Here is a 15209-nt window from a genome sequence, read left to right on the forward strand (position 1 = left end):
TGCCCTAAAGATGAAATATCCTTTGCAATATCCACGCATTGAAAGCGGCAATTGGCGATATTGTTCTTTTTAAGATAGTCATTAATATCCTGCTCGTAATCATTTACAATATCAATCCCCAGGCATGATCTCATTTTTTGCGACAGCAGGAACATAGACGCACCGTTGCCGCAGCCGATATCAAGATGGTCGTATTGCTTCCCGGTAAATCCGGGGTAATTTTCCAGCAGGGCAACGCGACGCCTGACGATCCTGTCTGTTACATCTGCCGGGCGACCGAGGTAATGCTCCCCGGTAAATAATTCGCCGGGAACCCTTTCTTTATATTGCATGAAATAACCCTTTGGAATTTCAAAAGTAAATATTGTACTGCAGATCAGGCTATCGAAAGTATATGCTGATATGCTTTTTGTACAATATTACCCCAGTAAAAATGTTTGTAAAAATCTGTTGAAATATCTTGTTTCAGCAATGTGGAAGACCGCTGTATGGCTTCAAAAAGCCCTTTGCTGTCTCCATCAGGCACAACGGTCAGTTTTCCGCCGGTTAGTTCAGCCGGAACGCCAAAGGCCCCGCTGGCAAAGGATACAGCCGAACTGTTGCCTGCCAGCGCTTCCACCAGTTTTGTTTTTATACCTCCTCCTTCACTGATAGGGTTCATAAAAATATCTGCGGCTTTAAAATACATACCTATATCTTTTACAAAACCGGCGTAAATGATGTTTTTACTTTTATACGCTTCAAGATTATTGTACCGTTCGGGCAGGTGATTGCCGCAGATCAATATCGTATATGCGATACCGCTTTGTTGCAGCAGGGGATTGATCTTCTCCAGGATAATATCCAAACCGTTTAAATTGGGCCGGTAATATAAAGTACCGGTGTAGAACAGGAGCAGGTCCGCCGCGTTAATATGGTGCGTGGTGCAGACGGCTGTACGGGCATTTGTTTTTTCCTGCGGGGTGGGAGGGGCGTTTAAATTTATGCCATAGGTAATAACAGTACATTTTTGGGGCGCCAGTTTAAAATGAGCAATGGCATAATCCATGTCTTCCCGGGTGATGAAGAAGTTCATATCGGCCCGGCGATGTACTGCTCTCTCATACATCCATAACAGTCGCCACCACCATTTGCCAAAGCTTTTGAACCGCAATGCTTCAATATTGTGCGAATGTATGATGAGCTTTATGCCAAGCAATTTTTGCAAAGCGATGCCCAGCCAGCCGTAATAAGGATGTTCTAAAATAACATGACTGACCTTTTTTTGCAGGATGATCTTCCTTAAAATGAAGAAATAAAAGGGATTGATATAACGGATGATATTGTTTGACAATAGTGGAAGTATTTCATATCCCGGCTTAACGGGTATTTCCACTTTTTTTACAGTAACGCAGCTAAGGTTCACCAGCTTTGAAAGATAATCATTAAATATGCTGATATTCTTTTCGCCGCCCATCAGGGCCGGTAAAAAACGATACGACACAATACTTAATACATTTATCATCCAATTCGTTGCTAATTAAACAGTGAACTTTTCCCTGTTTTTCCATAAAGAAAAAATGCCGCCCGCAAGGGCAAGGAAGAACAGTACATTGCCGGCGTATATGAGCTTTTGACCATTTGAATAAGAAGCTGGCTCGAACCTGAACACAATTTCATGTTTGCCGGCCGGCACAGGCATGCCTCTTAAAACATAATTCACTTTCGCGTAATCCGTTTTTTTACCATCTATATAAGCATTCCATCCCGCCGGGTAATATATTTCACTGAACACGGCAAACTGGTTGGTGGCAGATTGTGTGGCGTATTTTATTTCATCATTGTCATAGCCTGCCAGTTGTATGGTAGCTGAAGAATCGGGTGCAGGATCAGCGCCGGCTATTGGTTTAAAGCTGTTGTCAACGATCACCGTATCTTTTGGTCCAAACTGGTCCAGCGCTTTTATTTCTTCTACAGGACCGTTTACATATTTAATATGCCTGATGAACCATGCCGCTCCCAGTGCTTCATCATTTTTATGCACTGCAGGCGCCTGTTGCTGCTGTTGGGGCGGAACAATAAAATACCGGGTATCCAGCATGTTCAGCACATCCATGTTCAATGATTCTTTAGACAACTGTGTTTCGATCAGATCCTGGTATATACGCAGTTTGGCTGCATGGTATCCGCCGATGGAACGGTGGAAATAAGCAGTTATCGCATCGCTGAACCTGTCGCCCGATAAACGATATACTCTGTAATGCGGGTCTTTGTCCTGCAGAATCTGTGTATCGGCTGCTGTCGGCGCAAAATTTTCCGACTGATAACTGTCTTTATCCATATAATGATCAGCATTCAGGTATTTGCTGTCAACTGCCAGCAGGTCAATCATATTGATCACGGTAAAAACAACAACAGCCGCCAAAGGTTTAATGATGTTCTTCAGGTATAAATACAATAACCCGATCACCAGGCCGGAAAACAACAGCGCACGGAAAATACCGCTGCTGAACATACTCTTTCTCTCCACCTTTAAAGCGTTCACGATCATACGTCCTATTTCTGTGCTGCCATCCTGCGGGTTGGTATAGGCCTGCACAATGCGGGCATCGAAAGCGCTGCCGAAATCGTTAAAGATATAAATGAGTAATGTAACACCGAACACAGCACCTAAGACGTACAGGATCGTTTTAAAAGACTTCTTCAACTGTTCCTTGCCGTTAGCTGTAAAAAATATGCGCTGCAATCCCCAAACAGCAAGCAGCGGCAGCAGCATCTGGGGAATAACCAATGCCATATTGGGTGAGCGGAATTTGTTGTACAACGGAAAATAATCCAGTAAAAAAGAATTGAAAGCCGAAAAGTTTCTTCCCCAGGCCATAAAAATGGCAACAACTGCGGCCCCAAGTACCCACCATTTAATCGGATTTTTTATCACCACAAGTCCTGCAATTGCAAGAAAGCAGATGATCGCTCCAAAATAAATAGTGCCGGCAGTGCCTTCTTCTATTCCGCCCCAGTATCGGGGAAGTGAGTAGGCGAGCTGAACAGCCTGGTCGCCGGGGATATTCTTTTCCGTAAGTGCTGTTACCAGTTTGGAGTCTTCATCAAAATGATCTGAAGAACTGCTGCCGAATACATCGGGTATAAAAAAGGTCAGTATTTCGCTTTTATTGATGCTGTAGCTGAATGCATAATCTTTATCCAACCCCTTTGTATCCACTTTTTTTATTTCCTGCCCGGATGTTTCAAGGGTTTTGCCGCCCCGCATGGTATATTTTGCATATTCTGCTGTGGTAAGTAAACTCATTGCCGAATTGGCAAGTGCCGCGCAACCGGCAACGGCAGCTAACACAAGCGATATGACCAGGTGTTTCCAGTCTTTGGCTTTTATCCATTGTACCATATAACCAAGGGTAATAATACCCGCTGTAATAAAAAAATAATAGCTGATCTGGGGGTGATTGAATGCAATTTCCCAGGTTGCAAAAATGGCGGTAACGGCAAGCCCCAAAAGATATTTTTTTTGATAGATGAGCAGTAGTCCCGCCAGCACCCCCGGCATATAAGCTATCGCCCACATTTTACTTTCGTGCCCTACAGCTATAAGGATAGGGTTGTAGCTGGCATATGCAAAAGCAAGGCTTCCCATAATCCCCAAAACCGGTTTTATATTTACAACGCAGCACAATATATAAAAGCAAAGGCAGGCTAAAAAGAAGAAGTTGATGGGTTTGGGTAATCCCAATGTTAATATCGTATGGAAATCCGGTAAAAGAGAGTGGGCTTCCATAGCTACCTGGTAATTGGGCATGCCGCTGAAGAGATGCGTATTCCACAAAGGAAAATGGCCATGTTCCTTTTTATATTCAAAAGAATTGTGCGACATGCCTTCCCAGTGCACAATATCACTCTGCTGTAATACTTTTCCTTCCAAGGCAGGCCTGCAGTAAATTACAGACACTACTAAAAAAATACCTATGGCTACCAGGTGGGGGACAAGCGCTTTAAAATTAAATTTTTTCACTTTCAGAATATTTTAATGCTGATTTTATCAGGGCCACAAAAGCAAGCTCCTCCCGGAACAGGAATTCAAATTTAAGGCGGCAAATTAATGTTATTTTTAATCTTCCCTTTAATTTTAACGCATAATATGATACAGCAAATACTGAAAGACCGGCCAACCAAACTGTTTATAGGGTTTGCGGCTTTTTTTGTAGCCAATGCGCTGATAGCGGAATGTATCGGCGGTAAAATTTTTTCTCTCGAAAAGCTGTTCGGTTTCGATCCGGTGAACCTGACCCTTTTCGGTCAAAGCGGGCTGTCGTTCAGTCTTACCTGCGGGGTGCTGTTGTGGCCGCTGGAATTTGTTATGACGGATATCGTAAATGAATATTACGGGCCAAAAGCTGTAAAAAGGATCAGCTATACGGCAGTTGCATTGATATCCTATGCCTTTATCATGTTTTATGCCAGTATTCATATCCCGTATGCCGACTGGTGGCCTGCATCCAAGACAAGTGAGGGTGTGCCGGATATGCAGGTAGCCTTTAACGGTATATTCGGGCAGGGTATGTGGATCATACTGGGAAGCCTGGTAGCTTTTTTGGTGAGCCAGGTAGTAGATGTATTTGTATTTCAGCGGATCAAAAGAGCAACAGGCGAAAAGAAAGTATGGCTGAGGGCAACAGGTTCTACACTTGTATCTCAGCTCATAGACAGTTTTATAGTGCTGGCCATTGCTTTTAAGCTGGGCAGTAACTGGACGTGGGCGCAGGTGATCGCGGTGGGCTGCGTGAACTATATGTATAAATTTACCATAGCTATTCTTTTAACCCCGCTTATTTATTTTGCTGAAGCCAGGATCGAAAAATATGTAGGAAAGGAAACGGCGATAAAAATGAAAAAAGCGGCGATGGAAGGATAATGTAGCGGTCGGTACGCAACGCAGGAGTGTCAGACCGCAATATAATGTGGAGATGTGGGAAATGTGAAAGTGTGGAAAATCTTAAATCTTAAATTTTAAATCTCAAATCTCAAATCGGCTTACATGTTCAATCTCAGGGTTTACGGCATTCTTATCAATGAAAAAAAGCAGGTTTTAGTGAGTGATGAATTTATCCGCGGCAGTTATTACACCAAGTTCCCGGGCGGCGGGCTCGAATTTGGCGAGGGTACAAGGGATTGCCTGAAAAGGGAGTTTATGGAAGAGATGAACCTCGAAGTGAAAGTAACAGATCATATTTACACAACTGATTTTTTTCAGATATCGGCGTTTACTCCCGATCAGCAAATTATATCCATTTATTATTTTGCTGAACCCCTGGCCGCTATTACGGTTCCGCTCCGGCTGAAACCCTTTGATTTTGATCAAAGACAAATGAACATATACGAACAAACGGGCGAAACGGAAACTTTCCGGTTTATTGACTGGAAAGACTTCTCTGAAAAAAGCGTTACCCTCCCGATAGATAAGGTGGTGGCGGGGGTGGTGAAAAGGGGTAAGATGGTAAGATCGTAAGATCGTAAGATGGTAAGATAGTAAGAGAAGTGGGAAGGTAAGTTTTACGTTACAGGGCGATGAAGGCCATCAACCTTTAGAACCATTTTTTTCGCATAAAGTATGCGCCCATGATTATAGATACCGACAAGGCCAGGATAATAGGGATATAAAATGCATGTGCCTGGTGCTGAAAGGGGATGGGTACATTCATTCCGTAAATGCTGGCGATCAATACAGGGAACTGCAAAATGATGGTAATGGAAGTCAGTCGTTTTAGTACCGAGTTTTGATTGTTGGAAATAATGCTGGCAAAAGCATCCAGAGTGCTGCTGAGGATGTTGGTATAGATATGTGCCATTTCAAGTGCCTGCGACATATCAACCACCATATCATCCAGTTCCTCCTTCTCCTGCTCGTTGAGTCCTAAAAAATTCGTTCTTTCTAATTTCATCAGCAGCATTTCATTGGAACGCAGCGCTGTTACAAAATATACGAGGCTTTTTTGTATCCGCATCAGCTCCAGCAGTTCTTCGTTGCGGTTAGAGGCATACAATTGCTGTTCGAGGATATTTCTGCGGTGGTTGATCTCTTTAAGATACTCCATGAAGGCCTGCGTGATCTTCTCAAATATCTTGAGCACCATCATGTTCCTTTTACCGGCATTCCTGTTCTGGAATGTGCTCAGAAATTTTTTAATAGCCCCGTTCTCAAAGGAGTTAACGGTAACGATCTGGTTGTGGGTAAGAATGATGCAAATGGGGATGGTTATATAATACGCATCGCTTTCGTTAAAAGAATTGTTTTCGGTAGGCGTTTTGATCACGATCAGCTTCACATTGTCTTCCAGTTCAAACCTCGAACGTTCATCAATATCCAGGGAATCCTGTAAAAACTCAATGGGGATCTCAAGAGCCTCAGACACTTCGGCAAATTCTTCATGCTTCAGCGGCGGCAGAATATTTACCCATGTTTCATTGTCCGCCTTGTCTATAGCGGTGGTTACCCCGTTGATATTTTTGAAGTATTGGATCATTGCGGCGCAAAGGTAGGGGTATTATGATTTGAGATTTAAAATTTGAGATTTGAGGAGTTCAGATCCGGGTACTTTTCCAATAGGGTTGTCATACCGGGAGATTATCTTCCTTTGCACTTGTTCATTTCCACCCCTGTTCAGTGGCCCACCCGACTAAGCCCCGCCAGAACGACCCGGGCAGGCCCGCCTTTCTGTCGCCCGCCCTGCTGACGCCAGTCGGACGGGGGCAGGCATTTTCAAATTTTCAAATTACCACATTTTCAAATTATACTCCAATCTCCCCTTTGAATACGAATTCTGCGGGGCCGCAAAGCCAGATATTGCTGTATTGATTTTCGTCCGAAAGATCGAACTCCACGCTCAGCTTACCACCTGTAGTGCGTACATCAATTTCATTAAAGCTGTTTTCGTTGTGTGCCGAAACGAGCGCTGCGGCTGTTACACCGGTACCACAGCTTAGTGTTTCGTTTTCAACACCCCTTTCATAGGTCCGTACAAAAATGGTATGATCATCAACGGCCTCCACAAAATTCACATTAATGCCTTCATCAGCAAAATCATCGCTGTACCGTATTTTCCTTCCTTCCTCTTTTACATCCACTTTTTGCAGGTTTTGAACAAATTGCACATAATGCGGAGAGCCTGTATCCAGTATGTAATGGTCGGTTTTGTTTTTTACTGTCTGTACATCCTTCATTTTTAACCGAACAATTCCCTGCACGTCTATTTCTGCTTCATGCGGACCGTCTGTAGCCATAAAATGGTAAGCGGTTTTCTTTATGCCGGAATCGTATGCAAACTTTACCAGGCAGCGGCCGCCGTTCCCGCACATGCTGCCTTCTTTGCCATCGGCATTGTAATATACCATTTCAAAGTCATAATCGTGGTGCCTGTTCAATAACATCAGCCCGTCTGCACCTATGCCAAATCTCCTGTTGCACAGAAAGTGGACCTGCGCTGTATCAAGAAATGAATACGCATTGTCACGATTGTCTAATATTATAAAGTCGTTCCCCGTCCCCTGATATTTAAAAAAATGTATATCCATTGCGCTTTTTTTATGCTGCAAAGTTATTGGTTGATGACGTTAATTGATCAAATAAGTTGCCCGGCAGATGTAAAAGAGCGGTGGCAATTACGTAGCCGATATGATCTCCAGTGTTCTTTTAATCAGTTGGTCTACTGCTGCGTTGCCATCTTTGCTGAGTTTTTTGCTGATCCGGTTGGCTACAATGGCACTCAGGCTAAGGCAATGATGCCCCAAAAGCTTTCCCATGCCATAAATGCCTGCTGTTTCCATTTCAAAATTGCAGATACGGTGAATGCCGAAACTGAAACCCGACAGCCGTTCTATAAAAGCAGGGTCGCTTAAGCCCAGCCGCAATATCCGTCCCTGCGGCCCGTAAAACCCCGGACAGGTTACCGTAATACCATGATGAAAACCTTCTACAAAATGCTTGATCAGTCCAACACTGGCACTATTGATATAAGGCAAAGCGGCATTGTTGTGCAGTTGGGTTTGCGTAATAAAAGACTGGATCAGCTGATTTTCTTCTTCATTGTTTTCATAACGGTAAAAATGCAGCAAATTGTCTATGCCCAGTCCATGCGTGCTGGCCACCCAGCTGTCAACAGGGATATCTTCACGTAGGGATCCGGCAGTGCCTATACGGATAATTTGTAATGAGGTAAGCTGTGTTTTTACGATTCTCGCCTGGAGATCAATGTTTGCCAGGGCATCCAGCTCATTCATTACAATATCGATATTGTCGGTGCCGATACCTGTAGAAACAACCGAAATACGCTTATTTCCCAGGCTCCCGGTATGTGTAAAGAACTCGCGGTGCTGCCGGCGGTATGTCACAGCGTCAAAGTATTTGCTTACCTCTTTTACCCTGCCGGGATCGCCTACCGTAATAACAATATCACCCAATTCTTCGGGCAAAAGATCCAAATGATAGATGGCCCCGCGCCTGTTGAGCATTAATTCAGATTCAGCAATATATTGCATTGGTTAAGTATTTGCGGTTCATAAAAATATCCTATTTTCGCAAGCCGGAAAAAAGATAAAAGGTCCTGTGGCCGAGTGGTCAGGCAGAGCTCTGCAAAAGCTCCCACAGCGGTTCGAATCCGCTCGGGACCTCCCTTAAGAAGGATCCATTATGCGATCCTTTTTTGGTTTCAAGAAAGTAAAAGCCTGCTGTTTATGCTGAAATGGTGATAAGTACTTCGGAAGTCACAGTAAAAAATTCCTGCTCAGGTTGCTGATTATAACAAATTCATTAAAAGCTGGGGTATAATTTATGAATGCGGTCAATCCACTCCTGGATACCATCACTTGTAATATCATTGGTGTTGAAATTAGCGAGGCTAAAGCGGATTGTACGGTTTTTTTCGTTGGATATGAAAATGAAATTACCGCCGGCATAAATTGTATAAGATTCTAATCCGGGTGGAGAAGCTAGCTTTTTAAAATTGATGGTATTGGTCAATGCTTCAAAATCGGTCAATACACTAATGTTATTCATGATGCAAAAATAGGTGAAAAAATCAAAAAGCTGAAGAGGCATTCATTACATTTTGCTAAAACTTCCGACTAAAACGCTTCGCGTAATAAATGCTTAAATCCCCGGCGGCATCTGCCATCCGGTAACGAAGTGGGATCCGGTATACCCGGTTTATACATGTAAATTGGGGTACTTCCGTGAAAACCCTGATGTGAACAAAATTTGCCTGCTAAAAAACGGAGCATTTGTTTTATTATTTACATTTGAAATATAATATGCTGCTATGAAAGGCGTAACTGCTGTTTTTTGTTGTGTGTTGATGTATTGCGCCAAATTACCTGCCCAACCGGTATGCGGCTTCGACCAGTCGCATCGTGCATTGCAGGGTGCCGATCCTCATTATAAATTGCGTGTGATCTTCAATGAGCAAAAGATTGAAAGCATTATCCGGCAAAAGAAAGCTCCCAAACATTATCAAAAGAAGGAAACAACTATTTTTACTATCCCAATAGTAGTGCATGTATTAAATACCGGTGAACCGGTTGGAACGCCTTTCAATCCTTCGGATGAACAGATCATTGCTGCTATTGATTATTTAAATGAGGTTTACAGCGGAACTCATCCGTCACTTACTCCTGCCGGTGTAAATGCTGCCGGTGATCTTGGATTGCGATTCGTTTTGGCCAAAAGGGATCCCGATTGTAACCCAACTTCCGGCATTAACCGTGTTAATATGTCTTCCAATGCAGATTATGTGACCAATGGTGCTACCAATAATGATGTTAGTCTGGATATAGCCATGAAAACGCCGGTGGCCTGGGACAGGTCACGATATTATAATATTTATGTGGTAAATAAGATCAATGGGAAAGACGGCACTTCGGGACAGTTTATTGCCGGGTATGCTTACTTTCCTACTTCAAGTGTGGTAGACGGAACGGTAATGCTGGCAACGCAAATGAAACCCGGCTCCAAAACACTTCCCCATGAAATTGGGCATGCTTTTAATCTTTATCATCCCTTTCAGGGATCTGTCAACCGCAACAAATGCCCTGCTGGCAATGGCGATTATGTTTACGATACCGATCCTGTTTCCATGAACGCCAATACTTCCGGTGTAGTTGATTTTACCTGCCGTACGGGCAATAATAGCTGCATTGACCAGCCGTATAATATCCGCACGGAAAGCAATTTTATGAGTTACACCAACTGTTATACGCTTTTTACACCCGGGCAAAAAGACAGGGTACAGGCAAGCACGTTGTTGGAGGAAAGAAGCGCGCTTGTTGCATCAACAGGTGCTATACCCACCTATGCAAATCCATCATGCATACCTAAAATAAATTTTGAACAGCAGGGTGCGGAGCTTGCGGAAACGGCAACAACTGTGAGCGGCTGTCGCAGGTATCGCGATCATGTTTTTAATTTTACCATTGGCAGCGATCCGGTACAAAGTGCTACTGCTGTTATTGGCGTTGATCCCGCGTCAACAGCCCTGGAAAAAGCGGATTTTGATTTTCCTTCGGGTAAAAATGTTGTGTTCCCCGCAGGTGCAAGCAACAACAGGGCCTTCATATTGCGGGTTTATGACCACGGGAGCTCGCCTGAAGCAAAACTTTTAAGGTTGAACTTTTCTGTTGATAATGGTGGCGGTATTGCCGAAAAGGGTAGCGCTATTACGGTAATGAACATCATCATCCGTGGTAATGATTACCGTCCCGTACCCCCCGGCACGGCATCGGGCGGCAGCATTGGTTCGTCAACTTATGATATCAATAACGCTAAAATTTTTGATGCTTCCCTCAATAAGCAAAGAACACAGATCATCTATAAGGCGGGTGAACTTACTGCGGCAGGGTTTTCAGGCAGTTCCATTTCAGGTATACGGTTTTTTGTAAAAAAGAATTCTGTGCGTGCCTTTAAAAACCTGAACATTAAAATGGTTCATACCAGCCTCAATAATCTTGCGGAGAACGGAAGTGTTCGTACAATGTCGGGCATGACTACTGTTCTGTCTCTTCCTTCATATACTACAACGAATGGCTGGAATGCATTTGTATTTACTCAGCCTTTTGAGTGGAATGGTACCGGTAATATTGGTGTAGAGCTTTGCTTTGACAACGGGACTGCGGTTGCAGATGCGGCAGACATAGTGTACGCTTATGCAGACGGAAGCAATACCGAACAGGGCAGTATGATAGAAAGTGAGGGGATAAACTGTTCGGAAGATTTTTCTTCGGTAAGCTTTTATCAAAGTGGTATAAAACCCGTTATAATGCTGGATTACACTGTGAAGGGCAATCCGGTTGACAATGCCTTAGCCACATCCAAAGAAGAATATCTTGGCCCATATAACGAAGTATATTTTTATGATAGGCTTCAACCACAGAAGATCATTGCTAAAATCAAAAACCTGGATAGCTGGGATTATGGTTGCACAACTGTGAGTATAGACCGGGATGGCAACGGTGCGGCGCCTTTCTGGAGCAATACCCCGTCTCAATACCTTACACGAAAAGCATTTTTTGTAACGCCACAACATAACAATGCTTCGGGTAACTATGAAATAACACTCTACTATACCCATGCAGAAAGACTGGGTTATGAAGCAGCTACAGGAATGTCATGGGCTAATGTAAAAATGGTCAAAACAGAAATCCCCATCCCGTCTTTTTCACCCACAAGCCCGCAAACGGAAAAAGTAAAGCTTAGCGCGGTCCTGGTACACGGCAGCTTTGGCGAAGACCATACGGTAACGACTACTTTTAATACTGGTTTTTCTGGTTTTTCGATTGGTTCGGTTAACGCGGCTTTGCCCGTAAGCTGGCTTGATTTTGCTGCTTTATATACAGATGGAAACGTTAAACTGAACTGGTCAACGGCCACGGAGTTCAATAACAGTTATTTTGAAGTGGAAATGAGCACCGATGCCATTCGTTTTATCCAGGTAGGCAAAGTGGCTTCAAAAGGCAACAGCAGCATACCTGTACCTTACGACTACACTCATATTCAACCCCCGGAAGGGAAATTGTACTACCGCATAAAGCAGGTAGATGGGGATGGAAAAAGCTCATACAGTAAGGTTGTTCAAATAAATATAAACGCAGCAGGTAATGCTATGCCAGCGCTCTATCCGGTTCCGGCAACAAATAATGTTACGATCCATTTCGGAAGACCTGTGTACAATGGTAGCATTGAAATTTTGAGCAGTGACATGAAGCTCGTATACGCTGAAAAAATAAACAGTACGCTGCTTACTAAAAATATATATACCGGTAACTGGGCCGCCGGAACGTATATTGTAAAATTAACCGCCGGTAAAAACAGCTATATCCTGCGGTTCGTTAAGCTTTAGTGGTTTATGAATAGGTTGATGATTGGTAAATAGACCCTCCAACCTCCACCTTGTAACATGGACCCTGTAACCTGCATCTTACTCACCACTCACTACTCACTACTCACCACTCACTTAATATACCCCAGTATCTTCAGCATGCTTTGTGAAGACTGTTCTTTGGCATATAACCAGTCAACCAGCTTCCCGTTTTTATCGTATTCTACTATAACATGCTTGGGGGAGGGGATGAGGCAGTGTTTGATTCCCCCGTAGCCGCTGATCTGATCCTGGTATGCGCCGGTATGAAAGAAACCAAGGTAGAGCGGTTCTCCGTTCACGATCTTAGGTAAAAAAACCTCGTTGATATGTTCTTCGGAATCGTAATAATCATGGCTGTCACATGTCATTCCGCCAAGCACCACCCGTTGATATTCTTCGTCCCATTTGTTAATGGGCAGCAATAAGAATCTTTCGCCAATACCCCAGGTATCGGGAAGGGTAGTAATAAAGGATGAATCGATCATATACCAGGTTTCACGGTCGTTCTGTACTTTTTGCCCTATCACACTGTAAATGTGCGCCATGCTTTCACCTACAGTAAAACTGCCAAACTCCGTATAGATGTGGGGCATAGGTACTTTGGCTTTTTTGCAGGCACTTTTGATATTGCGCACAATTTCATTGATCATGAGCTGGTAATTGTACTCGAATCCAAGTGAGTGCTTGATGGGGAACCCGCCACCGATATTAATGGAGTCCAGTTCGGGACATATCTTTTTTAGCTGGCAATACAGATGAATGATCTTATTGAGCTCGCTCCAGTAATAAATATCATCCTTGATACCCTTATTGAGAAATATATGAAGCATCTTTAACTGGAATTTTTCTTCATTGCCTTCTATCTTATCTACATAAAACTCCAGGATGTCTCTTGTTCGCATACCCAGCCGTGAAGTATAGAAAGGGAAGGTAGGTTCTTCCTCAGCCGCAACACGTATACCTAACTTGAAGGGCACTTTTACGGAACGACGGTAAGCGTCCAACTCGTCTTTGTTATCCAGAACGGGGATCACATTTTTAAAACCGGTATTCAACAGCCGTGCTATGCGGGAAGTATATCCCTTTTGTTTAAACCCGTTGCAGATGATATGAATATCTTTATTGATCTTTCTTTTTTCATACAGCCGGTTAATGATCTCAATATCGTAGGCGTATGATGTTTCGAGGTGAATTTCGTGCTGCAGGGCTTCCTCCACAACAAAAGAGAAATGTGAGCTTTTGGTACAATAGCAGTAAAAATATTTGCCTTCATACCGGTACTTTTTAAATGCCTCCCTGAACATTTTCTTGGCTTTGTTTATTTGCATGCCTATTTTGGGCAGATAGGTAAGTTTAAGCGGGGTGCCGTATTTATCAATGATAGCTTTAAGATCCAATCCGTTAAAACGCAGATAGCCGTCGGTTACTTCAAAACCTTCCTGAGGAAAGTAAAAGGTTTGTTTCACCAGGTCGGTGTATGATTTGTTCATTTTTACTTGGCCTGTTGTTTAGCGTGAGCAATGATATACAAATGTAGTTCTTTGATCTGTCCCTCATAAAAAAACCGGTTGTGATTTTTTCACTACCGGTTATAATACGATTATCTGTTAAAAAGCTTCAATTCATCCTTCCGTTTGCCATTATTTAACTGAAGCGATCAGCTTCTTAAAGCTTTCGGCTTCATTCATTGCCAGGTCGGCTAAAACCTTACGGTCAAGGTTGATCCCTTTCTGCCTCAGCTTAAATATAAACTCCGAATAGGTAAGCCCTTCCTCGCGAACAGCCGCATTGATACGGGCAATCCATAAAGAGCGGTATTCCCTTTTCTTCAGTTTGCGTCCTACATAACTATAGGTCAATCCTTTTTCTACTACGTTTTTGGCAACGGTTAACACATTTTTACGTTTGCCGTAAAAGCCTTTGGCGGCCTTTAAAATCCTTTTCCTTCGGGCTTTTGATGCAACGGCATTTACTGAACGTGGCATAATTTAATAAGTTTTACGTTTTGGTACTTTATTGATGTACGGTCAACTGTTTTTAAATGGAGATTTACTGGTTTTTCGCTGTCTTGCAACAGGCGCGGTCATCATTTCAGACGCAACAGGCGCTTCACGAAATCCATATTGGATTTGTGTACCTGCCCATCAATTCTCATGGCGCGTTTGCGTTTTTTTGATTTTTTGGTGAGGATGTGACGGCGGAAAGACTTTTGATGTGTGATCTTGCCTGTGGCGGTCACTTTAAACCTTTTCTTTGCACTCGAATTGGTTTTAACCTTTGGCATATGCGTAAAAGTATTTATGTTATACCCGTGGGGCGGTACCGAACAGACGGAACACTTGTGAGCCTTTGGGGCAATTGTGCCTGTATTCTGCAAAGCATTTAACAAACACCCCGTATTTAACGGGGTGCAAAGGTATGTAAAAACAATTTATTTTTAAACAACTTTTTGGTTAGGTATGAGGTGTAAGGTGTAAGGTGTGAGGTATGAGGTATGAGGTAAGGCTGTCTTGTCCTGATATAGGTAGACAGATTTAAAAACAAAAAATCTGTAATATCATGACAGGACCGGGCTGCTAAGAGGGCTGAATTTTCTTTCTTTGCTGCTGAAAGCTGAAAGCTCAGGGCTGTATGGGCGTCAGGCGGAAACTGTTAACTGCTGAAACCTCCTTTCTTTGTACAGCTCGCATAGCCTATGGCTTACTGGTTTCTTGTTTCTTTGTGTTTCGACAGATTTTCTGCTTTCGGATTTTGCATTTTAATTCCTATCCTTTAATTTCGCTCCCTAATGCAACTCAGCACAAAACATTT

General features: G+C 43.2%; 13 protein-coding genes and 1 tRNA gene. 4 read left to right on the top strand and 10 right to left on the bottom strand.

Annotation, left to right across the window (positions count from 1 at the left end):
- From PLH26_RS12955 to PLH26_RS12965, 3 genes are all read right to left on the bottom strand, one after another.
- The coding region (locus PLH26_RS12955) for a methyltransferase domain-containing protein (protein ID WP_324586449.1) at positions 1 to 332 on the bottom strand (332 nt) is incomplete at its 3' end.
- Positions 333 to 376: 44 nt separating this feature from the next.
- Positions 377 to 1504 (bottom strand): glycosyltransferase family 4 protein, encoded by a 1128-nt coding sequence (locus tag PLH26_RS12960; protein ID WP_324586450.1) that lies wholly within the window; start codon positions 1502 to 1504, stop codon positions 377 to 379.
- A 15-nt stretch (positions 1505 to 1519) separates the two neighbouring features.
- On the bottom strand, positions 1520 to 4006 hold the full coding sequence (locus PLH26_RS12965) for a YfhO family protein (RefSeq protein WP_324586451.1): 2487 nt from the start codon (positions 4004 to 4006) through the stop codon (positions 1520 to 1522).
- 126 nt (positions 4007 to 4132) lie between these two features.
- Between PLH26_RS12965 and PLH26_RS12970 the strand changes: the two genes are divergently transcribed.
- Positions 4133 to 4906 (top strand): queuosine precursor transporter, encoded by a 774-nt coding sequence (locus PLH26_RS12970; protein WP_324586452.1) that lies wholly within the window; start codon positions 4133 to 4135, stop codon positions 4904 to 4906.
- Between the two features lie 123 nt (positions 4907 to 5029).
- Positions 5030 to 5500 carry an NUDIX domain-containing protein gene (locus PLH26_RS12975; protein ID WP_324586453.1) on the top strand — a complete coding sequence of 157 codons (471 nt, stop codon included), beginning with the start codon at positions 5030 to 5032 and terminating at the stop codon, positions 5498 to 5500.
- Positions 5501 to 5576: 76 nt separating this feature from the next.
- Here PLH26_RS12975 and PLH26_RS12980 read toward each other — a convergent pair whose 3' ends face one another.
- From PLH26_RS12980 to PLH26_RS12990, 3 genes are all read right to left on the bottom strand, one after another.
- Positions 5577 to 6515: a magnesium transporter CorA family protein gene (locus tag PLH26_RS12980; protein WP_324586454.1), complete on the bottom strand. Its 939-nt coding sequence runs from the start codon at positions 6513 to 6515 to the stop codon at positions 5577 to 5579.
- Between the two features lie 265 nt (positions 6516 to 6780).
- Positions 6781 to 7563, bottom strand: coding sequence for a diaminopimelate epimerase (gene dapF, locus PLH26_RS12985; RefSeq protein ID WP_324586455.1), 783 nt, complete (start codon positions 7561 to 7563; stop codon positions 6781 to 6783).
- An 87-nt stretch (positions 7564 to 7650) separates the two neighbouring features.
- Positions 7651 to 8526 carry a nucleoside phosphorylase gene (locus PLH26_RS12990; RefSeq protein WP_324586456.1) on the bottom strand — a complete coding sequence of 292 codons (876 nt, stop codon included), beginning with the start codon at positions 8524 to 8526 and terminating at the stop codon, positions 7651 to 7653.
- 61 nt (positions 8527 to 8587) lie between these two features.
- On the opposite strand from PLH26_RS12990, the gene PLH26_RS12995 reads away from it, so the two are divergent.
- Positions 8588 to 8658, top strand: a tRNA-Cys gene (locus PLH26_RS12995).
- A 139-nt stretch (positions 8659 to 8797) separates the two neighbouring features.
- On the opposite strand, the gene PLH26_RS13000 is transcribed toward PLH26_RS12995, so the two are convergent.
- Positions 8798 to 9043: a hypothetical protein gene (locus PLH26_RS13000; protein ID WP_324586457.1), complete on the bottom strand. Its 246-nt coding sequence runs from the start codon at positions 9041 to 9043 to the stop codon at positions 8798 to 8800.
- A 262-nt stretch (positions 9044 to 9305) separates the two neighbouring features.
- Between PLH26_RS13000 and PLH26_RS13005 the strand changes: the two genes are divergently transcribed.
- On the top strand, positions 9306 to 12377 hold the full coding sequence (locus tag PLH26_RS13005; protein WP_324586458.1) for a zinc-dependent metalloprotease: 3072 nt from the start codon (positions 9306 to 9308) through the stop codon (positions 12375 to 12377).
- Between the two features lie 110 nt (positions 12378 to 12487).
- Here the strand turns inward: PLH26_RS13005 and PLH26_RS13010 are convergent, their stop codons facing one another.
- From PLH26_RS13010 to rpmI, 3 genes are all read right to left on the bottom strand, one after another.
- Positions 12488 to 13888 carry a type III PLP-dependent enzyme domain-containing protein gene (locus tag PLH26_RS13010; protein ID WP_324586459.1) on the bottom strand — a complete coding sequence of 467 codons (1401 nt, stop codon included), beginning with the start codon at positions 13886 to 13888 and terminating at the stop codon, positions 12488 to 12490.
- 150 nt (positions 13889 to 14038) lie between these two features.
- Positions 14039 to 14383, bottom strand: a complete 345-nt coding sequence (rplT, locus tag PLH26_RS13015; protein WP_324586460.1) for a 50S ribosomal protein L20 — start codon at positions 14381 to 14383, stop codon at positions 14039 to 14041.
- Between the two features lie 101 nt (positions 14384 to 14484).
- Positions 14485 to 14682, bottom strand: coding sequence for a 50S ribosomal protein L35 (rpmI, locus tag PLH26_RS13020; protein WP_324586461.1), 198 nt, complete (start codon positions 14680 to 14682; stop codon positions 14485 to 14487).
- Positions 14683 to 15209: the final 527 nt, after the last annotated feature.

The organism is Agriterribacter sp., assembly GCF_035444585.1.
Lineage (GTDB): Bacteria > Bacteroidota > Bacteroidia > Chitinophagales > Chitinophagaceae > Agriterribacter.